This window comes from Pandoraea aquatica (assembly GCF_902459565.1).
Taxonomy (GTDB): domain Bacteria; phylum Pseudomonadota; class Gammaproteobacteria; order Burkholderiales; family Burkholderiaceae; genus Pandoraea; species Pandoraea aquatica.
This window is the reverse complement of the sequence record NZ_CABPSN010000002.1, coordinates 1-23,137: the sequence shown is the minus strand read 5'-3', so window position 1 is coordinate 23,137 and position 23,137 is coordinate 1. Positions and strand designations below refer to the sequence as shown.

General features: G+C 62.0%; 17 protein-coding genes. 13 read left to right on the top strand and 4 right to left on the bottom strand.

Annotated features, from left to right (window positions below; all coding sequences use genetic code 11):
- Positions 1–6: 6 nt before the first annotated feature.
- From PAQ31011_RS05650 to PAQ31011_RS05635, 4 genes are all read right to left on the bottom strand, one after another.
- Entirely contained in the window at positions 7–1,296 is a 1,290-nt protein-coding gene (locus PAQ31011_RS05650; RefSeq protein ID WP_150574943.1) for an MFS transporter, read from the bottom strand.
- A 237-nt stretch (positions 1,297–1,533) separates the two neighbouring features.
- Positions 1,534–2,436, bottom strand: coding sequence for a LysR substrate-binding domain-containing protein (locus PAQ31011_RS05645; RefSeq protein WP_150574942.1), 903 nt, complete (start codon positions 2,434–2,436; stop codon positions 1,534–1,536).
- A gap of 49 nt (positions 2,437–2,485) precedes the next feature.
- Positions 2,486–3,880, bottom strand: a complete 1,395-nt coding sequence (gene fumC, locus PAQ31011_RS05640; RefSeq protein WP_150575761.1) for a class II fumarate hydratase — start codon at positions 3,878–3,880, stop codon at positions 2,486–2,488.
- 232 nt (positions 3,881–4,112) lie between these two features.
- Positions 4,113–4,988 carry a LysR family transcriptional regulator gene (locus tag PAQ31011_RS05635; protein ID WP_150574941.1) on the bottom strand — a complete coding sequence of 292 codons (876 nt, stop codon included), beginning with the start codon at positions 4,986–4,988 and terminating at the stop codon, positions 4,113–4,115.
- Positions 4,989–5,159: 171 nt separating this feature from the next.
- Here PAQ31011_RS05635 and PAQ31011_RS05630 point away from each other — a divergent pair, with 171 nt between their 5' ends.
- The 13 genes from PAQ31011_RS05630 to PAQ31011_RS05570 all read left to right on the top strand — a co-directional run bounded on the left by PAQ31011_RS05630 (position 5,160) and on the right by PAQ31011_RS05570 (position 20,954).
- The gene (locus PAQ31011_RS05630; RefSeq protein WP_150574940.1) at positions 5,160–6,668 is read left to right on the top strand and encodes a CoA-acylating methylmalonate-semialdehyde dehydrogenase; all 1,509 of its coding nucleotides are present in this window, start codon (positions 5,160–5,162) and stop codon (positions 6,666–6,668) included.
- Between the two features lie 134 nt (positions 6,669–6,802).
- On the top strand, positions 6,803–8,452 hold the full coding sequence (locus PAQ31011_RS05625; RefSeq protein ID WP_150574939.1) for a GMC family oxidoreductase: 1,650 nt from the start codon (positions 6,803–6,805) through the stop codon (positions 8,450–8,452).
- A 436-nt stretch (positions 8,453–8,888) separates the two neighbouring features.
- Complete coding sequence (locus PAQ31011_RS05620) at positions 8,889–9,668, top strand: ABC transporter ATP-binding protein (RefSeq protein ID WP_046290222.1); 780 nt, start codon at positions 8,889–8,891, stop codon at positions 9,666–9,668.
- 8 nt (positions 9,669–9,676) lie between these two features.
- Entirely contained in the window at positions 9,677–10,450 is a 774-nt protein-coding gene (locus PAQ31011_RS05615) for an ABC transporter ATP-binding protein (protein WP_039394148.1), read from the top strand.
- A 76-nt stretch (positions 10,451–10,526) separates the two neighbouring features.
- Positions 10,527–11,720 (top strand): ABC transporter substrate-binding protein, encoded by a 1,194-nt coding sequence (locus PAQ31011_RS05610; protein WP_150575760.1) that lies wholly within the window; start codon positions 10,527–10,529, stop codon positions 11,718–11,720.
- A gap of 96 nt (positions 11,721–11,816) precedes the next feature.
- The gene (locus tag PAQ31011_RS05605; RefSeq protein WP_150574938.1) at positions 11,817–12,701 is read left to right on the top strand and encodes a branched-chain amino acid ABC transporter permease; all 885 of its coding nucleotides are present in this window, start codon (positions 11,817–11,819) and stop codon (positions 12,699–12,701) included.
- Between the two features lie 11 nt (positions 12,702–12,712).
- Positions 12,713–13,711: a branched-chain amino acid ABC transporter permease gene (locus tag PAQ31011_RS05600; RefSeq protein WP_150574937.1), complete on the top strand. Its 999-nt coding sequence runs from the start codon at positions 12,713–12,715 to the stop codon at positions 13,709–13,711.
- 582 nt (positions 13,712–14,293) lie between these two features.
- Positions 14,294–15,076 (top strand): sulfite exporter TauE/SafE family protein, encoded by a 783-nt coding sequence (locus PAQ31011_RS05595; RefSeq protein ID WP_150574936.1) that lies wholly within the window; start codon positions 14,294–14,296, stop codon positions 15,074–15,076.
- A gap of 160 nt (positions 15,077–15,236) precedes the next feature.
- Positions 15,237–16,382, top strand: a complete 1,146-nt coding sequence (locus PAQ31011_RS05590; RefSeq protein ID WP_150574935.1) for an ABC transporter substrate-binding protein — start codon at positions 15,237–15,239, stop codon at positions 16,380–16,382.
- A gap of 256 nt (positions 16,383–16,638) precedes the next feature.
- Positions 16,639–17,136, top strand: coding sequence for a homoprotocatechuate degradation operon regulator HpaR (gene hpaR / locus PAQ31011_RS05585; RefSeq protein WP_039394138.1), 498 nt, complete (start codon positions 16,639–16,641; stop codon positions 17,134–17,136).
- Between the two features lie 201 nt (positions 17,137–17,337).
- A complete protein-coding gene (locus PAQ31011_RS05580; RefSeq protein ID WP_150574934.1) occupies positions 17,338–18,393 on the top strand; it encodes a branched-chain amino acid ABC transporter permease in 1,056 nt (351 codons plus the stop codon).
- A gap of 18 nt (positions 18,394–18,411) precedes the next feature.
- Positions 18,412–20,208: a branched-chain amino acid ABC transporter ATP-binding protein/permease gene (locus PAQ31011_RS05575; RefSeq protein WP_150574933.1), complete on the top strand. Its 1,797-nt coding sequence runs from the start codon at positions 18,412–18,414 to the stop codon at positions 20,206–20,208.
- A complete protein-coding gene (locus PAQ31011_RS05570) occupies positions 20,208–20,954 on the top strand; it encodes an ABC transporter ATP-binding protein (RefSeq protein WP_150574932.1) in 747 nt (248 codons plus the stop codon). The genes PAQ31011_RS05575 and PAQ31011_RS05570 overlap by 1 nt, the downstream gene beginning before the upstream one ends.
- The last annotated feature ends 2,183 nt before the right edge of the window (positions 20,955–23,137 follow it).

The following is a 23,137-nucleotide window of genomic DNA, read 5'->3' as shown; positions in this document are numbered from 1 at the left end:
GGAAACTCAGACCTTGCCGGTCTTTGGCAGCGGCTTGACGAAGCACGTGCCGACCAGACTGATGGCCGCCGCGACGATCACATAGATCGCCGGGGCCATGTTGCTGCCCGTGCGGGCAATCAGCCAGGTGATGATCAGCGCAGCGAAGCCGCCGAAGATCGTCACTGCGAAGTTGTATGCCACCGACAGGCCGGTCGAGAGCACCTTCGCCGGGAACAACTCGGAGAACGCAGCGAGGATCGGGCCGGTGTAGCAGGCGATCAGCAGGCCGAACACGATCTGGAACGTGAGCAGCGATTGCAGACCCGGCGACACGTTCAGGTACGTGAACATCGGCCAGGCGAGCACCAGAATCAGCAGCGCCGAACCCGTCAGGAACGGGCGGCGGCCGATGCGGTCTGCCAGACGTCCCACGACCGGGGCGAACACGAGGATCATCGCGCCGCCGACCATACCGGCGGTGAAGCCGTTCGACGCGGGCAGATGCAGCACGCGCTGGGCATACGTCGGCATGTAGAACAGCAGCACGTAGGTGCAGATCGTCCACAGCACGACCATGGAGAAGCTCGCGAGCGTTTCCTTCGGATATTGCGAGAAGACGTCGCGCAGCGGCGTGTCGGACTTCTCTGCATTCTGGAACGTCGGCGTTTCGTCGATCTTGTTACGGATATAGAAGCCGACCGGGCCGATCAGCATGCCGACGATGAACGGCACACGCCAGCCCCACGATTCGAGCGACGCCTTGTCGAGTTCGGTCGTCACGAACGTGCCCACAGCCGCACCCAACAGCACGGCAAAGCCGATGCTCGATTGAATCCATGCGGAGTAGTAAGCGCGTTGATTCGGCGGTGCGTATTCCGTCAGGAACGCCGTCGCGCCGCCCATTTCACCGCCGGCAGAGAAGCCTTGCAGCAAACGGGCCAGCACGATGATGAGCGGTGCGGCGAGTCCGATCTGATCGTACGTCGGCGCCAGACCGATCATGGCCGTACCCGCCGCCATCAATAGGATGGTGAGCGAGAGGGCGGCCTTGCGGCCCACGCGGTCGGAGTAGATGCCGAGCACGATGCCGCCGACCGGGCGCATGAAGAAGCCCACGCCGAAGGTGGCCACGGCCAGCAGGAACGACGAGAGGTCGTCGCCCGTGGGGAAGAACTGCTTCGCGATGATGGCGGCGAAGAAGCTATAGACGGTGAAGTCGAACCATTCAAGCCCGTTGCCGATCACCGTCGCCACGATCGCGTGACGGCGCTGGCGGGCCAGGTTGTCTTGAGGCACTGCGTAGGTCGCCTGCATCTGGGTCTCCCGGAGGATGGGTGGCGTCCGTTGCGTGTCTTGCTGTCACGTCATGCCGGTGATACGCCTGCTTTTTTGTCGGATCACGTTCGTTCGCAAGTCATGGGAATCCCATGCCGCTGCCGAACGTGCGCGGATAAGACAGAAAGTAGTTCAGACAAAATGACAGGCAAAACGATAATTCCGCATGTTGCCATGCGTGCAGCGCATGGCAATTTTTGGAAATACGCGTAACCCCTATGATGGGAAACGAGTTTCCGAGTAAATCCAGTTGCGGAAAATTCGTGCTGCGGCATGCTCATGGCGCTCGGCAGGCCATACGAGGTAGTAGCCGCCGCCGAGACTCGCCGATGCGTCGCACGCGGGCACGAGCAGCCCTGCGTCGAGACACGGGTCGATCATGTGACGCCATCCCATCACCAGTCCGCCGCCTTCGATGGCCATCTGCACGAGCAGTGGGTAGTAATTGGCGCTCACCATGCGAGGGAATTTCGGCGCGTTCACGCCTTGCAGCTCGAACCAGTCGGGCCACGACATCCATTTGCGCTGACCGTCTTCGATGAAGAGCAGCGTTTCGCTCACGAGATCGGCGGGGGTGAGCTGGCGTCCGTCGAGATAGCTCGGGGAGCAGACGGGGAAGACTTCTTCGTCGAAGAGACGGCGTCCGGCGAAATCGGGCGGCAGGTCGTTACGCACGTAGTACACGCCGAGATCGAATTCGGACGCGGACAGCGTCGTGATGCCGTCCTTCACGATCACGCGAATCTTGATGTCGGGATGGGCTGCGCGAAAGCGCATGAGTTGCGGCGTCATCCAGAGCACGGCCACGCCGGACGAACACGCGACGGTGAGTTCCAGATCGCCGCGTCGTTTCATGAGGTCGGCCGTGGCTTCGGCGCATTCGCCGAGCAGACGCTGAATCTGCTCGGCGTAGCGTTGTCCGGCCACCGTCAGCCGCAGCGTGCGATGTTCGCGAGTGAAAAGCGCGCGCCCGAGAAACTCTTCGAGCTGCGCGATCTGCCGGCTCACGGCACTTTGCGTGAGGTTGAGTTCCGCAGCGGCCCGGGTGAAGTTCGCGTGCCGCACGGCGGCATCGAACGCAATCAGGCAGTGCAGCGGCGGCAGGGGCGAAATCGGCATGCGCGTTGACGGTTAATGCGGGGTACGAGTCAGGAACGAGGAAGGAAGCTTAGCGCTTGCCGACCATCTGCTCCGGACGCACCCATGCGTCGAACTGCTCGGACGTGACGTGGCCCAACGCGAGCGCGGATGCCTTGAGCGTCGTGCCTTCCTTGTGCGCCTTCTTCGCGATCTGCGCGGCCTTGTCGTAACCGATGTGCGGGTTGAGCGCGGTCACAAGCATCAGCGACTCTTCGAGCAGCGTGCCGATGCGTTCGCGATTCGGTTCGATCCCGATGGCGCAGTTGTCGTTGAAGCTCACGGCACCGTCGGCGAGCACGCGCACGCTTTGCAGGAAGTTGTGGATGAGCATCGGCTTGAACACGTTCAGTTCGAAGTTGCCCATCGAACCGCCGATGTTGATCGCGACGTCGTTGCCCAGCACCTGACAGCACAGCATCGTCATGGCTTCGCATTGGGTCGGATTGACCTTGCCCGGCATGATCGAGCTGCCCGGTTCGTTTTCCGGAATCTGCAACTCGCCGATGCCGCAACGCGGGCCGCTGGCCAGCCAGCGCACGTCGTTGGCGATCTTCATGAAGCTGGCGGCGAGCGTCTTGAGCGTGCCGTGGGCGTTGACGATGGCGTCGTTGGCCGCGAGCGCTTCGAACTTGTTCGGTGCGGTGACGAACGGCAGGCCGGTGTCGTGGGCGAGCGCGTCGGCGACCTTCTTCGCGAATTCAGGGTGCGCGTTCAGGCCCGTGCCGACGGCCGTGCCGCCCAGCGCGAGTTCTGCGACGTGGGGCAGGGCGTTGTCGACGTGCTTCAGGCCATGATCGATCTGCGCGACCCAGCCGGAGATCTCCTGACCGAGCGTGAGCGGCGTGGCGTCCTGCAAGTGCGTGCGGCCGATCTTGACGATGTCGTCGTAGGCGCGCGCCTTCGCGTGCAGCGTGTCGCGCAGCTGGCCGACGCTGGGCTTGAGGTGGTTCACGAGGGCGTCGAGGGCGGCCACGCTCATGGCGGTCGGGAAGACGTCGTTCGACGACTGGCCCTTGTTCACGTCGTCGTTCGGATGCACGAGGCGCTCTTCGCCACGCACGCCGCCGAGCAGTTCGCTGGCGCGGTTCGCGAGCACTTCGTTCATGTTCATGTTCGACTGCGTGCCCGAGCCGGTCTGCCAGACAGCGAGCGGGAATTCGTCGTCATGCTTGCCGTCGACGACTTCGTCGGCGGCCTTGATGATCGCGTCGGCCTTCTTCGCGTCGAGCACACCCAGATCCTTGTTGACCTCGGCGGCCGCACGCTTCACACGAGCGAACGCGCGCACGAGTTCGCGCGGCATTTTCTCGGTGGAAATCTTGAAGTTTTGCAGCGAGCGCTGGGTTTGCGCACCCCACAGACGGTCGGCAGGTACGGCAATTTCGCCGAAGGTATCGCGTTCCATTCGCACATCAGACATGATCGACTCCTCGAAGAGAGAATTAAATTCTAGAGCTTTAGAAAGGATCCGGCATGGCAGGCCATTGGGGGACGTGCCATGTCGTGGGAATGAATTGCGGGGAGATGGGCCTTTTCGAATGTCGTGAGCGTGAAGGCCTGAGCAGGCATGGATTATGCGCCGGAATTGCGATACGAGGGTGTCGCGAGACGGGGTGAAATGCGTTCGTCCTGCCCCCAAAGTCGGCTCAGGCCCCTCACGCCCAAACGGCTGTGACCAGTTGCAGCGCGGCGGCAATGGCGGGCTCCTCGCGCCGTGAGGCGAGGGTGACGAACGTGAGTTCCGTGGGCACCGACACGCTGTCGGCAATCACCAGACCGTGCGCACGCGCCTCGCGCAGCGCAATCGAGTCGCGCACCAGCGACAGACCGATACCGGACTTGACCAGATCGAGCATCGACGGCTCCTGATCCACTTCCGCCACTTTGACGGGCGAAGCCCCGGCCTCGCCGAAGACCGCCGACAGCAGCCGGTTGTGGGCCGATTCGGGCGGTGTCCAGATCCACGGCAGGGCGGCCAGTTCGCGCCAGCCGCGCCGGGACACACGCTCACGCCAGCCGGCGGGTGCGAGCACCTGATAGGAGAAGGGCGTGAGCGTAATCGCGTGAAAGCGCGCCGGGTCGGGACTGCCGATGTAGAAGCCGACGTCCAGCTCGCTGCGCGCAAGCCGTTGCAGCACGTCGCCCGACATGCTGTGACGCAGGGCCGTCTCAATCTGCGGATATGACTCTACGAGACGTTTGAGAAACGCCCCCAGACGCGTGAACTCGGGATCGAGGATGGTGCCGATGCGCAGGCGTCCACGCACGGTGTCGCGCAGCGCACCAGCGGCCTGCTGAAGATCGGTCAGCGCGGCCAGCATGCGCTCGGCGAGGGGCAGCAACGCCTGTCCGTCCCGCGTGAGCGCCAGCCCTTGCGCGGTGCGCGTAAAGAGCGTGAGCCGCAGCGTCTCCTGCAAGGCCTTTACCTGAAGGCTCACGGCGGGCTGCGTCAGATGCAGACGTTGGGCGGCACGCGTGAGATTGCCCTCGCGGGCGATGGCGACGAAGGCGCGAAGATGAGCGAGTTCCATGGACGACGGACGAAAACAGGCATTTGCCCGGAGCAATATAAGCGGATCTTATATTGCTTTTGATTTTTTCTCATTGGATTGCGGCCGGTCACGGCAGTACGCTTGGGGCTACTCGTGGCGCTGAGCGTGACAATGCCGGTGCCGATGCCTTGAAATCCACAGGAAACGAACATGAGCAACGCTGATATTCCAACCGTCCAGCACTTCATCGGTGGTCAACGTGTGGCCGGTGAGGGCGAGCGCTTCGCCGACGTCTTCAATCCGGCCGAAGGGGCCGTGAGCGCCCGCGTGGCGCTGGCCAGCGTAAGGGACGTGAATGCGGCGGTAGCGGCGGCGAAAGCGGCGCTGCCGTCGTGGTCGGAGACCGCCCCGCTCAAGCGCGCCCGTGTGCTGTTCAAGTTCAAGGCACTGCTCGACGAACATCAGGACGAACTGGCCCGCATCATCACCCGCGAACACGGCAAGGTGTTCTCCGATGCGCGCGGCGAAGTCACGCGCGGCATCGAGATCGTCGAGTACGCCTGCGGCGCGCCGAATCTGCTGATGGGCAAGCACAGCGACAACATCGGCGGTGGCATCGATAACTGGCATCTGCGTCAGCCGGTGGGCGTCTGCGCGGGGATCACGCCGTTCAACTTCCCGGTGATGGTGCCGATGTGGATGTTCCCGATCGCGCTCGCGTGCGGCAACACGTTCGTGCTCAAGCCGTCCGAACGCGATCCGTCGGCCAGTCTGCTGATCGCCGATCTGTTGCGTGAAGCCGGGCTGCCGGATGGGGTGTTCAACGTCGTGCAGGGCGACAAGGTCGCCGTGGATGCGCTGCTCGATCACCCGGACGTCGAAGCGCTGTCGTTCGTCGGCTCGACGCCGATTGCCGAGTACATCTACACGGAAGGCACGCGGCGCGGCAAGCGCGTGCAGGCGCTCGGCGGCGCGAAGAATCATCTCGTGGTGATGCCCGACGCGAATCTCGATCAGGCCGTCGACGCGCTGATCGGCGCGGCCTACGGTTCGGCCGGCGAGCGCTGCATGGCGATCTCGGTGGCGGTGGCGGTCGGGCAGGTGGCGGATCGTCTGGTCGACGCGCTGGTGCCGCGTGTGAAGGCGCTGCGTGTCGGGCCGGGCGTGGACGATGCCTCGGAGATGGGGCCGGTCGTCACGGCCGCCCACAAGGCGAAGATCGAGGGCTATATTGCGGAAGGTGTGAGTGCCGGGGCGACGTTGCTCGTCGACGGACGCGGTCTGCAAGTCCCGGGCCACGAGCAGGGGTTCTTCCTCGGCGGCACGTTGTTCGATCATGTGACGACCGAGATGACGATCTATCGCGACGAAATCTTCGGGCCGGTGCTGGCCGTCGTGCGCGTGCCCGATCTGGCGTCGGCCATCGAGCTGATCAACGCGCACGAGTTCGGCAACGGCGTGTCGTGTTTCACGAGCGACGGCGGCGTGGCGCGCGCGTTCTCGCGTCAGGTGAAGATCGGCATGGTGGGCATCAACGTGCCGATTCCGGTGCCGATGGCGTGGCAGTCGTTCGGCGGATGGAAGCGTTCGCTGTTCGGCGATCATCACGCTTATGGCGAAGAGGGCATTCGCTTCTATACGCGCTTCAAGAGCGTGATGCAGCGTTGGCCCGACAGCATCGGCAAGGGCGCGGAGTTCACGATGCCGGTGGCGAAGTAAATCGCGACGCCGCAGCAGCACAACGACAAAAATGAACCCGATGAGGGTGGCGACAGTCCACCCCACTCGGGTGCCGCACCAGCGTCGGCACCGCACTATGGCGAGTGCCGCGCCAACGACGGAGACATGCGGGAATGAGCAAGCAGACGGACAAGCATAGCGACAAGCAGGAGCGCTTCGACTACATCATCGTCGGCGCCGGTTCAGCCGGCTGTGTGCTGGCGAACCGTCTCACGCAAGACCCCGACGTCTCTGTGCTGCTGCTCGAAGCCGGCGGCAAGGACGACTATCACTGGATTCACATCCCCGTCGGTTATCTCTATTGCATCGGCAACCCGCGCACGGACTGGCTGTATCGCACGCAGGAAGAAGCCGGGCTTAACGGTCGCTCACTCGCGTATCCGCGAGGGCGGGTGCTGGGGGGCAGTTCGTCGATCAACGGCATGATCTACATGCGCGGCCAGCGCGAGGATTACGACGTGTGGGCCGACGCGACCGGCGACGACGGCTGGCGCTGGGACAACGTGCTGCCGCTGTTCAAGCGCAGCGAAGACCATTACAAGGGAAGCTCCGAGTTTCATGGCAGCGGCGGCGAATGGCGCGTCGAGAAGCAGCGTCTGTCGTGGCGCGTGCTCGATTCGTTTGCCGATGCCGCCGAGCAGATCGGCATTCCCAAGACCGACGACTTCAATCAAGGCGATAACTTCGGCATCGGTTACTTCGAAGTGAATCAGCGACGCGGTGTGCGCTGGAGTGCTGCGAAGGGCTTCTTGCGACCGGCGTCGCAACGTCCGAATCTGACGGTGATCACGGGCGCGAGCGTAAGTCGTCTGACGTTCGACGGCACGCGTTGCACGGGCGTGGCGTATCGCGGTGGAAACGAGGACTTCGTGGCGCTCGCAAACGTCGAAACGATTCTCGCGGCGGGCGCGGTCAATTCTCCGCATCTGCTCGAAGTGTCCGGCATTGGCGATGGCGAGCGATTGCGCAATCTCGGCATCGATGTCGTGTCGCATGTGCCCGCTGTCGGCGAGAACTTGCAGGACCATCTGCAATTGCGCACGGTGTACAAGCTACGCGGCGCAAAGACGCTCAACCTCACCGCGAACAGTCTGCTCGGCAAGCTCTCGATCGGCATGCAGTACGCGTTTACGCAGCGCGGGCCGATGAGCATGGCGCCGTCGCAACTGGGGGCGTTTGCGCGCAGTCGCGACGACATGACGCGTCCCGATCTGGAGTATCACGTGCAGCCGTTGTCGCTGGAGAAGTTCGGCGAGCCGTTGCACAAGTTCAACGCGTTCACGGCGTCGGTGTGCAACCTGCGACCGACGTCGCGCGGCCATGTGCATCTCACGTCGCCCGATGCGCGTGTCGCACCGAACATCGCACCGCACTATCTCTCGACGGAAGAGGATCTGCGTGTCGCCGCCGACGCGATCAAACTCACGCGCCGCATCGTGGGCGCACCGGCGTTCGCGCGTTACGAGCCGCGCGAGTATCTGCCGGGACCGTCGTATCAGAGCGACGACGACCTGAAGCGCGCGGCGGGTGACATCGGCACGACGATCTTCCATCCGGTCGGCACGTGCCGCATGGGCCGCGCAGATGACCCCGATGCCGTCGTCGATCCGCAGTTGCGTGTGCGGGGTGTGCAGGGCTTGCGCGTGGTGGATGCGTCCGTTATGCCGACTATCACGTCGGGCAACACCAACTCGCCGACGATCATGATCGCGGAGCGGGCCAGCGACATGATTCGCGCTGCGCGTAAGCTTCGCGTCAGCTAACGACCTACCGCTGCTTTCCCAAATCTTACGTAGTAATACCTAATGTAGTCCCATATCGATGAGCGCCCGGTGCGGTGTCTCATCGATATTCGCTATCGCCCGCCCATTTGCATGTGCCGCAAAACCCTTGTCGCACAAGGGAGGTGCATCGTCGTGTGCTATGTGACCGAACGTTCTGCAACGCGTGTGAGCATGCGCGTTTCGAGGGGTGCGAAGCCTAGTGCAAATCCCAATGATCGCGTTGCAGCAAACCACACACAATAACGTTTCCCTATGAGTGATCGAACCAAGAATTCGGCGCTTCGTTTGGGACGCGGGGCACTTTGCCGGCGACGCCAACCATCGCGTCACCCGCCTGCCTTGCGGTTGTCACAGACGATGGTGTCTGAAGCGCACACGACGCTTCGCACCGCCAACCAGGAATGTGGCAGGAGACATGGCGAACAACGATTACATTCTCGAAACCCGCGGGCTCACCAAAGAGTTCCGTGGCTTCACCGCCGTGAACGGGGTCGACCTGCGCGTTGCGCGCGGCACCATTCATGCGCTGATCGGGCCGAACGGTGCGGGCAAAACGACCTGCTTCAACCTGCTCACGAAATTCCTCGTGCCCAGCGCCGGGTCCATCACCTTCAACGGGGAAGACATCACCCGTGAAGCGCCCGCGCAAATCGCGCGACGCGGCATCATCCGCTCGTTCCAGATCTCCGCCGTGTTCCCGCACCTCACCGTGCTCGAGAACGTGCGTATCGGACTGCAACGCAACCTCGGCACGGCGTTCCACTTCTGGAGCAGCAGTCGCACGCTGCGTCAGCTCGACGCGCGCGCCATGGAGTTGCTCGCGGAAGTCGGCCTCACCGAATTCGCTCATACGCTCACCGTGGAGTTGCCGTACGGCCGCAAACGCGCGCTCGAAATCGCAACCACGCTTGCTATGGAGCCCGAACTAATGTTGCTAGACGAGCCCACGCAAGGCATGGGTCACGAAGACGTCGATCGCGTGACGGCACTCATCAAGAAGGTGTCGGCGGGACGCACGATTCTGATGGTCGAGCACAACATGAACGTGATCGCCGGGATCTCCGACACCATCACCGTGCTTCAGCGCGGTGAAGTGCTCGCCGAGGGGCCGTATCACGAAGTCTCGAAGAATCCGCAGGTGATGGAAGCCTATATGGGCACGGCGGACGGCGAAATGCAGGGAGCCCACGGGTGAGGACGGCTATGTACGGTAACGGCGGCAACAACCAGGGTGGCAAGAACGGCGGCAACGTGCCCGCACTGGAAGTCGAAGGGCTTCAGGCGTGGTACGGCGAGTCGCACATCCTGCACGGCGTGGACCTGACGGTCGGGCGTGGCGAAGTCGTCACGCTGCTCGGGCGCAACGGGGCCGGGCGCACCACGACGCTGCGCGCGATCATGGGCCTGACCGGTCAGCGTCAGGGATCGATTCGCATTGCCGGTGAAGAAACGATTCATCTCCCGACGTATAAGGTCGCGCATCACGGCGTGGGTTATTGCCCTGAAGAGCGCGGCATTTTCGCGAGCCTGTCGTGTGAAGAAAATCTGCTGCTGCCGCCGTATATCGGCATGAGCGGCAACCGTCGCGAAGACGGCGGGCGCGGTATGTCGCTCGACGAGATTTACGACATGTTCCCGAACCTGAAAGAGCGCCGTCACAGTCAGGGCACGCGCCTGTCGGGTGGCGAACAACAGATGCTCGCGGTGGCGCGCATTCTGCGCACAGGCGCGAATCTGTTGCTGCTCGATGAGATTTCCGAAGGCCTCGCGCCGGTGATCGTGCAGACGCTTGCGCGCATGATCACCACGCTCAAAGCGCGTGGCTACACCATCGTGATGGTGGAACAGAATTTCCGTTTTGCGGCTCCGCTGGCCGATCGCTTCTATGTCATGGAGCACGGCAAGATCGTGGAGCGCTTCGGCGCTCCGGAGCTGGAGACGAAGATGCCGGTGCTGCACGAGTTGTTGGGCGTATGAGGTGAGCTACCCGGCGTGCACGCGTGCCGGGCGATGGACCCAGGCGATCAAATCCACGAAGGAGACGAAGATGACGATGCGGATGAAGGCGTTGGCCGTTGCGGCTGCGTTTGGTTTTGCGGCAATGGCCTCGCAGGCCCACGCCGATGGCAACACGGTGAAGATCGGTTTCATCACCGATATGTCGGGTCTGTACACCGACATCGACGGACAGGGCGGCGCAGAAGCCATCAAGATGGCCATCGCCGACTTCGGCGGCAAGGTTCTCGGCAAGCCGGTCGAACTGGTCACGGCCGATCACCAGAACAAGGCGGACGTTGCGGCGTCGAAAGCGCGCGAATGGTTCGACCGTGGTGGCGTCGACATGCTCATCGGTGGTACCAACTCGGGTACCGGCCTGGCGATGAACAAGGTCTCCGCCGAGAAGAAGAAGGTCTACATCAACGTAGGCGCAGGCTCCGACGCGCTGACCAACGACCAATGCCAGCCGTACGGCGTGCACTACGCGTACGACACCGTTGCGCTCGCACGCGGCACCGGCTCGGCCGTGGTGAAGGCGGGCGGCAAGTCGTGGTTCTTCCTGACCGCCGACTATGCGTTCGGTCACGCGCTGGAGAAGTCCACGTCCGACGTGGTGAAGGCTAACGGCGGCACGGTGGTGGGGCAGGTGCGTCACCCGCTGTCGGCTTCGGACTTCTCGTCGTACCTGTTGCAAGCGCAGGCGTCCAAGGCGCAGGTGCTGGGGCTGGCGAACGCTGGTGGCGACACGATCAACGCGATCAAGGCCGCGAAGGAATTCGGTATCAAGGGCAAGATGCAGATCGCCGGTCTGCTCGTGTTCATCAACGACATTCACTCGCTCGGTCTGGATAACACCGAAGGCATGTACCTGACCGATAGCTGGTACTGGGACAAGGACGACAAGACCCGCGCCTTCGCCAAGCGTTACTTCGAAAAGATGAAGAAGATGCCGTCGAGCCTGCAAGCCGGTGACTACTCGGCCACGACGACGTACCTCAAGGCCGTACAGGCCGCCGGTACGACGGACGCCGACAAGGTCATGGAGCAGCTCCACAAGATCAAGATCGACGACATGTTCAGCAAGGGCTACATCCGTAAGGACGGCACGATGGTCCACGACATGTACCTGATGCAAGTGAAGTCGAAGGCCGAATCGAAGGCGCCGTGGGACTACTACAAGGTAGTTGCCACGATCCCGGGCGAGAAGGCCTTCACCACCGAAGCCGAATCGACCTGCAAGCTGAAGTAAGCGCAGCACTTCTGTAGCAAACGATGCACGGATAGCGACGGGACGCGTGTCCCGTCGCGACCTTTCTCCAAGGTTTCTCCCAGAGAATCGATTTCGATGGACTTTCTAGGCATCCCCCTGCCGGCGCTGTTGAGCCAACTGCTGCTGGGACTGGTGAACGGCTCGTTTTACGCCATGCTGAGCCTCGGCCTGGCGGTGATTTTCGGTCTGCTCAACGTGATCAACTTCGCGCACGGCGCGTTGTTCATGCTGGGTGCCATGCTCGCCTGGATGGGCGGCAATTATCTCGGCCTCAATTACTGGGTCATGCTGATCCTCGCCCCCGTCGTGGTGGGCATCATCGGCATCGTGATCGAGCGCACCATGCTGCGCTGGATCTACAAGCTCGATCATCTTTACGGTTTGCTGCTGACGTTCGGCATCACGCTCGTGCTCGAAGGCGTGTTCCGCTCGATCTACGGTGTGTCCGGCCAGCCGTTCGACGCACCCGATGCGCTGTCCGGTGCGACCAACCTCGGCTTCATGTTCATGCCGAACTATCGCGCGTGGGTGGTGGTGGCATCGCTCGTCGTCTGCTTCGCGACGTGGTTCATCATCGAGAAGACGAAGATCGGCGCGTATCTGCGTGCTGGCACCGAGAACCCGAAGCTCGTGGAAGCGTTCGGCGTGAACGTGCCCCTCATGATCACGCTGACGTACGGCTTCGGCGTGGCGCTGGCCGCGTTCGCCGGTGTGCTCGCCGCGCCCGTCATTCAGATATCCCCGCTCATGGGCCAGTCGATGATCATCACCGTGTTTGCGGTGGTCGTGATCGGCGGTATGGGCTCCATCATGGGCTCGATCGTCACCGGGCTGATGCTCGGCGTGATCGAAGGCTTCACCAAGGTGTTCTACCCGGAAGCGTCGGCGACCGTGGTGTTCTTCATCATGGTGATCGTGTTGCTGCTGCGCCCCGCCGGGCTGTTCGGCAAACAAAAGTAAGGGACGAAACCATGCAACAACAGATGCAACAACGCGTGCTGTATTCCCTGCTGCTGTTGGCGCTGATCGTTGCGCCGTTTGCCGGCGCGTATCCGGTCTTCGTCATGAAGGTGCTGTGCTTCGCACTGTTCGCCGCGGCCTTCAACTTGCTGCTCGGCTTCACGGGGCTGCTGTCGTTCGGGCACGCCGCGTTCTTCGGTAGCGCAGGTTATGTGACGGGCTATGCGATTCGCAACCTCGGCTTTACGCCGGAGATCGGCATTCTCGCGGGTGTGGTTGCGGGGGCGGTGCTGGGGCTGGTGATCGGCTTGCTGGCGATCCGGCGTCAGGGCATTTACTTCGCCATGATCACGCTGGCGCTCGCGCAGATGCTGTACTTCTTCTGTCTGCAAGCACCGTTCACCGGCGGGGAAGACGGTCTGCAAGGCGTGCCGCGCGGTTCGCTCTTCGGTCTGCTGCCGCTCGACTCGGATCTCACGCTGTACTACGTGGTGCTCGCGATCTGCGCGCTGGGTTTCCTGCTGATCATGCGCATCGTGCACTCGCCGTTCGGTCAGGTGCTCAAGGCCATCAAAGAGAACGAGCCGCGTGCGATCTCGCTCGGTTACGACGTCGACCGCTTCAAGCTGCTGGCGTTCGTGCTGTCGGCCACGCTTGCCGCGCTGGCCGGTTCAACCAAGACGGTAGTGCTGGGCTTCGAGACCCTCACCGACGTTCACTGGACGATGTCGGGCATGGTGATTCTGATGACGCTCGTGGGCGGTCTCGGCACGATGCTCGGGCCGGTGGTGGGCGCGGTGGTGATCATCGTGCTCGAGAACAAGCTGGGCGATATCGGCAACTGGCTCGCGACGGCGACCGGTGTGACGTGGTTCCAGACGCTCGGTGAGTCGGTGACCATCGTGATCGGCGCGATCTTCATCATCTGCGTGCTGGCGTTCCGACGCGGTCTCGTGGGCGAGTTCATTGCGCGCAGCCGGTTCTTCCGGTCGATGTCGCAGGCGTCGTAAGTGAGTGATAAGCGAGTGATAAGCGAGCGATTCGTGGAAGCCTGGATGGCGGTGGATGCACCTGTGTGGCGCGTCCGCTCGTCACTCTGGCGCACGAATGTCAGAAAAAACCTAATTCGTAGGGGTAAATGCTGACTTGTGGTGCATTGGGTGCTCCTTTATTCTCTCCCTCAGTTCGCGTCACAGCAGGATATAGGGGCGAGGAACGAGGAGACAACAAGCGCGATAACGCGCACCGCCAAAAAAGAAAGCGCTGTCGGAGAAGACTCCGACAGCGCTTTTTATATTGTGCTTCACCTTCTGCGCAACGTCGCATTGCGTTGTGCCAGGCCTTCGCCAGCCATGCCATATTCAACGGTCATGACGCTCCCTTGTGCGGCTCTCGCGCATCGCATTCTCCCTTTAATTGGTTTTCCCGCATTCAATTCGCAATTCCGGCTGTCTTTACGCCACATTGCGAGAATTGCACCGGTTTCTACCGCAATAAGTACGCGCAATGCGGAATAAAGACGCTATGCTCGGCGTTTTCGTCTGGCCGGTGCCGACGCACGGAGCGACTGGGGTGTTGTGTATGGGGAAGGTATGTTGACGGGTTGGGCGCTGAGCGATTTGCTGATGCTCGCTGGCGGGGCGTTTCTCGCCGGGTTGGTCGACGCCGTAGTCGGTGGCGGCGGCCTGATCTCCGTGCCGACGCTTTTCGCCGTCTTCCCCAATGCTGCGCCGCCGCTGCTGTTCGGCACCAACAAGATGGCTGGCATCTGGGGCACGGCCTCAGCGGCGCTGCGTTACTCGCGCGGCGTCCAGCTGCGCTGGTCCATCGTGGCGCCCGCCACCGTCGCGGCCTTCGTCTTCTCGTTCTGCGGTGCCTACGCCGTCACCCATGTGCCGGCCGACGTGCTGCGCAAGGTGCTGCCGTTCGTCCTGGTCGCTGTTGCGATCTACACCCTGCGAAAAAAGGATTTCGGGACGGTCCACGCCCCTGTGAAGGGTGGGAGCGGGGTGACACTCATGGCGATCGCTGTGGGCGGCGTCATCGGCTTCTACGACGGTTTCTTCGGCCCCGGTGCGGGCAGTTTTCTGGTGTTTCTGTTTGTGCGGCTGTTCGGGCAGGACTTCGTGAACGCGTCGGCGTCCTCGAAGATTGTGAACGTCGCGACGAATCTGGCCGCGCTGCTGCTGTTCGGCATGAGCGGGCATGTACTGTGGCTGGTCGGCGCGGGCATGGCGATCATGAACGTGGTGGGCAGTCTGGTGGGCAGCCGTCTCGCGCTCAAGCACGGTGTGGGTTTCGTGCGGCGCATGTTTCTGGGCGTGCTTGCGGTGCTGATCGTGAAAACGGGCTACGACGCGTTTTTGCGCGGCTAGTGGCAAAACCGCTGTGGCAGATGCCACAGGTGGGGAAACCGCACTTTACGAAACGGCATCCGTGCCCGTAAGATGGGCGACAATTTCCCGACTGCGCGGTCGGTTAATGTCAAAAAAATGCGTCAAAAATCGAATTCGAAATTTTTGTGAGGAGACCCAAATGAAACTGAAGTTGCTGTGCATGGCATCGGCCATGATGCTCGTCGCGGGCGTGGCGAACGCTCAGGTGAAGATTGGCGTGTCGCTGTCGGCGACCGGTCCGGCCGCTTCGCTGGGCATTCCCGAGAAGAACACGATCGCACTGATGCCCAAGACGATTGCGGGTCAGACGGTGCAGTACATCGTGCTCGACGATGCGACCGACACCACGACCGCCGTCAAGAACATGCGCAAGCTGATCAGCGAAGATCACGTCGACGCCGTGCTCGGCTCGACCGTCACGCCGAACTCGCTGGCGATGGTCGACGTCGCTGCCGAAACGCAGACCCCGGTGATTTCGATGGCCGCAGGCGCTGCCATCGTCGAGCCGGTCGACGCCAAGCGCACGTGGGCCTTCAAGACCCCGCAGAACGACATTCTGATGGCCACCGCTATCGCCAAGCACATGGCCGACAACGGCGTGAAGACCGCGGCGTTCATCGGCTTCGCCGATGCGTACGGCGAAGGTTGGTACAAGGAATTCCAGAAGGCTGCGGATCTGAACAAGATCAAGGTCGTGGCGAACGAGCGCTTCAACCGCGCCGACACGTCGGTGACCGGTCAGGCGCTCAAGGTCATGGGCGCGAACCCGGATGCCGTGCTGATCGCCGGTTCGGGCACGCCGGCGGCACTGCCGCAGCGCACGCTCAAGGAGCGCGGCTACAAGGGCAAGCTGTATCAGACGCACGGCGTGGCGAACAACGACTTCCTGCGTGTTTGCGGCAAGGACTGCGAAGGCACGTATCTGCCGGCCGGCCCGCTGCTCGTCGTCGAGCAACTGCCGAACGACAACCCGGTGAAGAAGTCGGCCGCTGCATACAAGGCTGCCTATGAAAAGGCGTACGGCGCTGGCTCGATCTCGACCTTCGGCGGCCACGCCTGGGACGGCGGCCTGCTGCTGCAAGCCACGATTCCGGTGGCACTGAAGAAGGCCAAGCCGGGCACGCCGGAGTTCCGCGCAGCCCTGCGCGAAGCGCTGGAGAACGTGAAGGACATGCCGGGCACGGCAGGCATCTTCAACATGAGCAAGAACGACCACAACGGTCTGGATCAGCGCTCGCGTGTGATGGTGCAAATCGTCGACGGCAAGTGGAAATTGGCGAACTGATGCGCGCCGGGGCTGCCTATAGCATGCAGGCATGCCCCGCTGTTCCATCGGAAACATCTGCGGTAAAAGCGCCCGGTTCGACCAGCCGGGCCTAAAGAACGGGCGTTCGCGCCCGTTTTTTTTGAGCGTGGTAGTTTCGCGCATCGCAAAGAGACGGCAGGACATGCATTTGCGAGCGGCACATGAGAGGCCGCATTGTCCCAACCTGATCGCCGCAGCCGGGGGCTGAACGGTCGATCCTTTCGAGCGTAAATCCATGACGGGTGAATTCGAACACCGCAACCTATCCCTGTTGTTGCTGCAATCGCGTGAAGCGGTGATGGGCCTGTTCCGGCCGTTACTCAATTGCTACGACATCACGGAACAACAATGGCGTGTCATACGCGCCGTCAACGATAGCGAATCCGGGGAAATGGAGATCGGGCAGGTGGCGCGCGAGTGCTGCATTCTCAGCCCGAGCCTGTCGGGCATGCTCGAACGGATGGAGGCGTCGGGTCTGATCATGCGCCGACGCGTGGCAGCGGACCAGCGCCGCGTGATGGTGTCGCTGACGCCGTCAAGCCGGGCGCTGTGCAAGAAGCTCGGCCCGCTGGTCGAGGAGCGCTACCGCTATCTGGAGGACAAAGTAGGGCGCGACACGCTCGCCGAGATCTACCGGCTGATGGATGTCGTGCGCGAAGCCCTGCCGCCGGAGGTGCTGGCCGACGCGCCGTCGTTGCCGACCAAGCCCCGCCGTCGTCGAAAAACGGGTTGAGATGTCGTCATCTCAGTAGTCACCCGGGTTTTACCAATGCATAACGGTTTATACAATTCATAATTCGCTGCGCTGCGACACGGGGATCGTGCGGGGTGCGCCGAAGTTGAAGGGGAACGGGGTGGCAGCGCGCTGCACCGTGCATCACACCGGCTGTCTCGCCAGCCGGTTCAAGAAGTACTCAAACGAAGTGAGAGGAGCATGGATCTTTCGATTGCAGCCATCCTGGCGCAGGACGGCATCACCACGGGTGCGATTTATGCCTTGTTGGCATTGGCGCTCGTGTTGGTGTTCTCCGTCACCCGCGTCATCTTCATTCCGCAGGGCGAGTTCGTGTCGTATGGCGCGCTCACGCTCGCGGCCATCCAGACCCAGAAGTTTCCGCTGACGAGCTGGCTGCTCGTGGCGATGGGCATTTGCACGTTCATTGTGGAGACGGCAAGTGTCTTGCGTCACAGTGAGCGGCGCAAGCTGGCGGGCCGCCTGGTGCCGGTGTTCGCGGGTAAATATCTCGTGTTTCCGATTGCCGTGTTCTTCGTGGTCAAGGCGATCTCGCCGATGACCTTGCCGATGCTCGTGCAGATCGCCGTCACGCTGTTGCTGGTCGTGCCGATGGGGCCGATGCTCTATCGCCTGGCGTATCAGCCGTTGGCGGAGGCGAGCACGCTGTTGCTGCTGATCGTCTCGGTCGGCGTGCACTTCGCGCTCACGGGCCTTGGGCTGGTGATGTTCGGTGCCGAGGGTTCGCGCACGCAGCCGTTCTCGGACGCGAGCTTCAACATCGGCTCGGTGATGGTGTCCGGACAGAGTCTGTGGGTGGTGGGCGTGTCGGTCGTGATGATTCTGGCGCTGTACTTCTACTTCGACCGTTCGCTCTCGGGCAAGGCGCTGCGCGCGACGGCCGTGAACCGTCTGGGTGCGCGTCTGGTAGGCATCGGTACGGTGCAGGCCGGCCGACTGGCGTTCACGCTGGCGGCGGTGCTGGGCGTGCTGTGCGGCATTCTGATCGCACCGATCACGACCATCTATTACGAATCGGGCTTCCTGATCGGCCTGAAGGGCTTCGTGGGCGCGATTATCGGCGGTCTGGTGAGTTATCCGGTCGCGGCGCTTGGCGCCATTCTCGTGGGCCTGCTGGAGTCGTACTCGTCGTTCTGGGCGAGTGCGTACAAGGAGGTCATCGTCTTCACGCTGATTCTTCCGGTGCTGCTGTGGCTGTCGCTCACGAGCAAGCACGTTGAAGAAGACGAGGAATAAGCCGGGGCGGACCACAGAATGAAAAACAAATACTTCCTGATTTTCCTGGTGCTGCTGGCGGTGTTGCCGGTACTGCCAGCGCCGGTGCGTTTGCCTGAATACTGGGTGACGCTGCTTAACTACATCGGCTTGTACAGCATCGTCGCCATCGGTCTCGTGTTGCTCACGGGTGTGGCGGGCATGACCTCGTTCGGACAGGCGGCGTTCGTCGGTCTGGGCGCGTATGCGACGGCGTATCTGACGACGGCTTACGGCGCATCGCCGTGGCTGGGTCTGATCGTCGGCGTGGCGATTACGGCGGGTGCGGCGTTGATCATCGGTGCGATCACGATGCGTCTGTCGGGCCACTTCCTGCCGCTGGGCACGATTGCGTGGGGTCTGGCGCTGTATTACCTGTTCGGCAACCTGGAGTTCCTGGGCAAGTACGACGGCCTGAACGACATCCCGACCATCAATCTGTTCGGCCTGGAGCTGGCGAGCGGGCGTCAGATGTACTACCTGATCTGGATCGTGGTGGTGCTGGCGGTGGTGTCGATCAAGAACCTGCTGGATTCGCGTCCGGGCCGTGCGATTCGCGCGCTCAAGGGCGGCGGCGTGATGGCCGAAGCGATGGGCGTGAACACGGCGTGGATGAAGGTGGTCGTGTTCGTCTATGCGGCGGTGCTGGCTGCGATTTCGGGCTGGCTGTACGCGCACTTGCAGCGTGCCGTGAACCCGACGCCGTTCAACCTGAACCACGGCATCGAGTATCTGTTCATGGCGGTGGTCGGTGGCGTGTCCCACGTGTGGGGTGCGGTGCTGGGTGCGGCGATTCTGACGGTGCTCAAGGACTACTTGCAGAACATTCTGCCGGTGCTGCTGGGCGCGAACGGCAACTTCGAAACCATCGTCTTCGGCATCTTGCTGGTGTTGTTGCTGCAATATGCGCGCGATGGCGTGTGGCCGTTCTTCGGCAAGATCTTCCCGGCGCGACGTGTCGCGAAGGCCCCTGAGCAGGCAGAGCCGTTGGGACATCGTCCCAAGCCGGCGGTGGGCGAGGTGGTGCTCAAGCTTGAGAAGGCGCGCAAGGAGTTCGGTGGTCTGGTCGCAGTGAACGACGTATCGTTCGAAGTGAAGGCGGGCGAGATCGTCGGTCTGATCGGTCCGAACGGTGCGGGTAAGTCGACGACGTTCAACCTGGTGACCGGCGTGTTGCAGGCGACGCGGGGTGAGATTTCGTTCCTCGGCGAGCGTATCGACCGTCTGCCGTCGCGTGAGATCGTCAAGCGCGGTATCGGCCGGACCTTCCAGCACGTGCGTCTGATGCCGCACATGAGCGTGCTCGAGAACGTGGCTATCGGCGCGTATCTGCGTGACAAGAACGGTCTGCGTCGTCGTCCGCAGGGTGGCGTGTGGTCGAGCGTGCTACGTCTGGATCGTCATGAAGAAGCGATGCTGCTGAACGAAGCCAAGCAGCAGATCGAGCGTGTGGGCCTTGGCGCGCACATGTATGACGAAGCGGGCAGTTTGGCGCTGGGTCAGCAACGTATTCTGGAAATCGCGCGTGCACTGGCGTGCGACCCGACGTTGCTGTTGCTCGATGAGCCGGCGGCAGGCCTGCGCTACAAGGAAAAGCAGGCGCTGGGCGATCTGCTCAAGAAGCTGAAGGACGAGGGCATGAGCGTGTTGCTGGTCGAGCACGACATGGACTTCGTGATGAATCTGACCGATCACCTGGTGGTGATGGAGTTCGGCACCAAGATCGCCGAGGGGCTGCCGGAAGACGTGCAGAAGAACCCGGCGGTGCTCGAAGCGTACCTGGGAGGAGTGGAGTGATGGCCGACGCAATTCTGGAGGTCAAGGACCTCGCCGTTGCATACGGCAAAGTCGAGGCGGTGCATGGTGCGCATCTGCGGGTCGGGGCAGGGCAGATCGTCACCGTGATCGGTCCGAACGGTGCGGGCAAGTCGTCGATGCTCAACGCGATCATGGGCGCGTTGCCGCACAACGGGTCGAGCAAGGGCAGCGTGGCTTATCTCGGCCATGAGATGTCGGCGCTGACGATCGAGGCCCGTGTGTCGCGCGGCATGTGCCTGGTGCCGGAGAAGCGCGAGCTGTTCTCGACGATGACCGTTGAGGACAATCTGCTGCTGGGTGCTTACCGTCGCAAGAAGGCCGGGGAGAAGAACTTCCTCGATCAGATGGAAGTGGTCTATGAGCTGTTTCCGCGCCTGAAGGAGCGTCGTGTTCAGCAGGCGGGGACGCTGTCGGGTGGTGAACGTCAGATGCTGGCGGTGGGGCGTGCGTTGATGGCCAAGCCGCAGTTGCTGATGCTGGATGAGCCTAGCCTGGGTCTGGCGCCGCTGATCGTGAAGGAAATCTTCCACATCATCAACGACTTGCGTAAGACGGGCGTTGCCACGCTGCTGATCGAGCAGAACGCACGCGCGGCGTTGCAGGTCGCCGACTACGCCTACGTGATCGAGACGGGCGAGCTGGCCCTCGAAGGGCCGGCGCAGGAGCTGGCCACCAATCCCAAGGTCATTGAGACCTATCTGGGGCTGGCTAAGAAGGCTGCCTGACGGTCGTTGGCTGTCGGAGCATAGTCCGATGTAGATTGAGAAGGCCCGCCGGTTTGGCGGGCTTTTTTTTTCGTTCCTGGCGAGTGCGGGTGAGGCGCTCGTTTTGGTTGCTTAATCGAACCGAACGGTCGTTCGATACGACTATCCGTCCCTAATTCTTTGGGCCGACGTCGAGGATCCGCGCCAAAGTATGCTAGGTCACTTATTCACAGTTGCTTGTGGATATGTGTGAGTAACTCAAATCTATGGCGCACTGCCGCAATAAGGGGTTGCGAGATTTTCTCGAAATTCTTGCGGATTTCGTTGCTGAGGTTATCCACAGAAAAGCAAATTCCTGTGACGGGTTTTTTGCGTTCTGCGTCCGGATGTGGATAACGCGGGTGGATGATCGCTGTAGATATGGCGGCGGTGTTTGCTTTCGGCTTTGTTTGGCCGTTTTCGTTTCTTGGTTTCACGTGGAACGGAGGTGGGTTTAGGGGGGTGTTTCTGAACACCACGTCCCGCTATTACGGCGACGTTCTCCCTCACTTCCGGGCAGTGGGGATTGACGGTACTCGGCTGTGCTCCACCTGAAAGTCGCTTCGCCAGAGTACCGCCAATCCCCACCCCTCAATTTTCCGGAGCTTTCGTCGCGGTTCGACCTCGTTCGGCTAAATGTGGCGAAGTGGGGTGTGACGAGGAGTTGAGTCCATACAAGTGGGCTGCATGCTTTTTAGAACACCCTCTAGCACTACTGCGGCATTGTTCTCCCTAGCTTCCGGGCAGTGGGGATCGGAGGCACTCGGCTGTGCTCCACTTGAAAGTCGCTTCGCCAGAGTGCCCCCGATCCCCACCACGCAAACGCCCCCATCGTTCACCGCCTACGTCCCCTCTTGCATTTGGTTGGAGCTGCATGCTCTACACATCCAATCGACATGCCGAGCTTACTAGCGCCAGACAAACCGCGCGGTGCAATTGCCGTGTCGTCCTCACCCATGTCCGGGCAGTGGGGATTGAGGGCACTCGGCTGTGCTCCACTTAAAGTCGCTTCGCCAGAGTGCCCCCAATCCCCACCACTCAATTGCCTGACCCCATCCTGAAGGTCGCGGGCGAGGTTTGTTTCACGTGAAACAGCATTGCTTTGGTTGCGGGACGCCCCTTGTATGGTTTGGTCGCCACTGGGCAAATGCTGTCCCGTCAGCTGGGCCTCAGCTTGAAAGCGGGAAAGGGCAGAGGTGCTGTCAGCGTGGTCTCGGTAAGATCCACGTTCGGCGTACCCAGTTGAGACGTGGAACAGAGCGGAGTTGACCCAGGACCGAGATCCCAGGGGAGAACAAGGTGTCGCCCCGTGATCTATGCCATGACGGTTCTCGACGTTTCACGTGAAACATCCCCTCACTTGTCTACGGCCGATTTCGACGGACATCCAGACGGCGGTCGCTGATACCCAATGGTCCAGATGCGAACGATCTCCTTGGCACGGGAGGTGGGGTCGGAGTGGCGGTTCATTATGCGCGGGACGGTTGGCCCAATGTTTCACGTGAAACCGCACGACAATCTTCGGGCGATTGGCCCCGGGCAATTGAGTGGTGGGGATCGGGGGCGCTCTGGCGAAGCGACTTTCAGGTGGAGCACAGCCGAGTGCCTCCGATCCCCACGGCCCGGATGCTTGTGAGGGCGACACGAACTTGGCACCGAGTGGTTTTAGCGTGACGAGACGCCACGCCTGCATGCGAGAGGGCGGGAATGTCGGAGGATTCGGAGCATCGGAATTCGTCTGAGTGAGATGTCTCTACGGGAGAGTGGTGTTTCACGTGAAACCAATGCGATCCAAAGGCCAGCCTCTCAGGGCGAGACGTGAGAGCAACGGACAGCCGGTTTGCTCGCCAAGAATGGCAGGCATGTTTCACGTGAAACCGCACGCACATCCTCGGGTGATTGCTCCCGGGCAATTGAGAGGTGGGGATCGGGGGCGCTCTGGCGAAGCGACTTTCAGGTGGAGCACAGCCGAGTGCCTCCGATCCCCACTGCCCGGAAGCTTGCGAGAGCGACACGAATTTGGCACCGAGTGGTTTTAGCGTGACGAGACGCCACGCCGGCATGCGAGAGGGCGGGAATGTCGGAGGCTTCGGAGCATCGGAATTCGTCTGAGTGAGATGTCTCTACGGGAGAGTGGTGTTTCACGTGAAACCAATGCGATCCAA

What these genes read in the sequence shown, in the direction of transcription:
- hpaR (WP_039394138.1), top strand. Translation starts at nt 16,639, where the DNA reads ATGACGGGTGAATTCGAACACCGCAACCTATCCCTGTTGTTGCTGCAA.
- PAQ31011_RS05580 (WP_150574934.1), top strand. Translation starts at nt 17,338, where the DNA reads ATGGATCTTTCGATTGCAGCCATCCTGGCGCAGGACGGCATCACCACG.
- PAQ31011_RS05620 (WP_046290222.1), top strand. Translation starts at nt 8,889, where the DNA reads ATGGCGAACAACGATTACATTCTCGAAACCCGCGGGCTCACCAAAGAG.
- PAQ31011_RS05615 (WP_039394148.1), top strand. Translation starts at nt 9,677, where the DNA reads ATGTACGGTAACGGCGGCAACAACCAGGGTGGCAAGAACGGCGGCAAC.
- PAQ31011_RS05630 (WP_150574940.1), top strand. Translation starts at nt 5,160, where the DNA reads ATGAGCAACGCTGATATTCCAACCGTCCAGCACTTCATCGGTGGTCAA.
- PAQ31011_RS05605 (WP_150574938.1), top strand. Translation starts at nt 11,817, where the DNA reads ATGGACTTTCTAGGCATCCCCCTGCCGGCGCTGTTGAGCCAACTGCTG.
- PAQ31011_RS05625 (WP_150574939.1), top strand. Translation starts at nt 6,803, where the DNA reads ATGAGCAAGCAGACGGACAAGCATAGCGACAAGCAGGAGCGCTTCGAC.
- PAQ31011_RS05590 (WP_150574935.1), top strand. Translation starts at nt 15,237, where the DNA reads ATGAAACTGAAGTTGCTGTGCATGGCATCGGCCATGATGCTCGTCGCG.
- PAQ31011_RS05570 (WP_150574932.1), top strand. Translation starts at nt 20,208, where the DNA reads ATGGCCGACGCAATTCTGGAGGTCAAGGACCTCGCCGTTGCATACGGC.
- PAQ31011_RS05635 (WP_150574941.1), bottom strand. Translation starts at nt 4,988, where the DNA reads ATGGAACTCGCTCATCTTCGCGCCTTCGTCGCCATCGCCCGCGAGGGC.
- PAQ31011_RS05650 (WP_150574943.1), bottom strand. Translation starts at nt 1,296, where the DNA reads ATGCAGGCGACCTACGCAGTGCCTCAAGACAACCTGGCCCGCCAGCGC.
- PAQ31011_RS05600 (WP_150574937.1), top strand. Translation starts at nt 12,713, where the DNA reads ATGCAACAACAGATGCAACAACGCGTGCTGTATTCCCTGCTGCTGTTG.
- PAQ31011_RS05595 (WP_150574936.1), top strand. Translation starts at nt 14,294, where the DNA reads ATGTTGACGGGTTGGGCGCTGAGCGATTTGCTGATGCTCGCTGGCGGG.
- PAQ31011_RS05575 (WP_150574933.1), top strand. Translation starts at nt 18,412, where the DNA reads ATGAAAAACAAATACTTCCTGATTTTCCTGGTGCTGCTGGCGGTGTTG.
- PAQ31011_RS05645 (WP_150574942.1), bottom strand. Translation starts at nt 2,436, where the DNA reads ATGCCGATTTCGCCCCTGCCGCCGCTGCACTGCCTGATTGCGTTCGAT.
- PAQ31011_RS05610 (WP_150575760.1), top strand. Translation starts at nt 10,527, where the DNA reads ATGCGGATGAAGGCGTTGGCCGTTGCGGCTGCGTTTGGTTTTGCGGCA.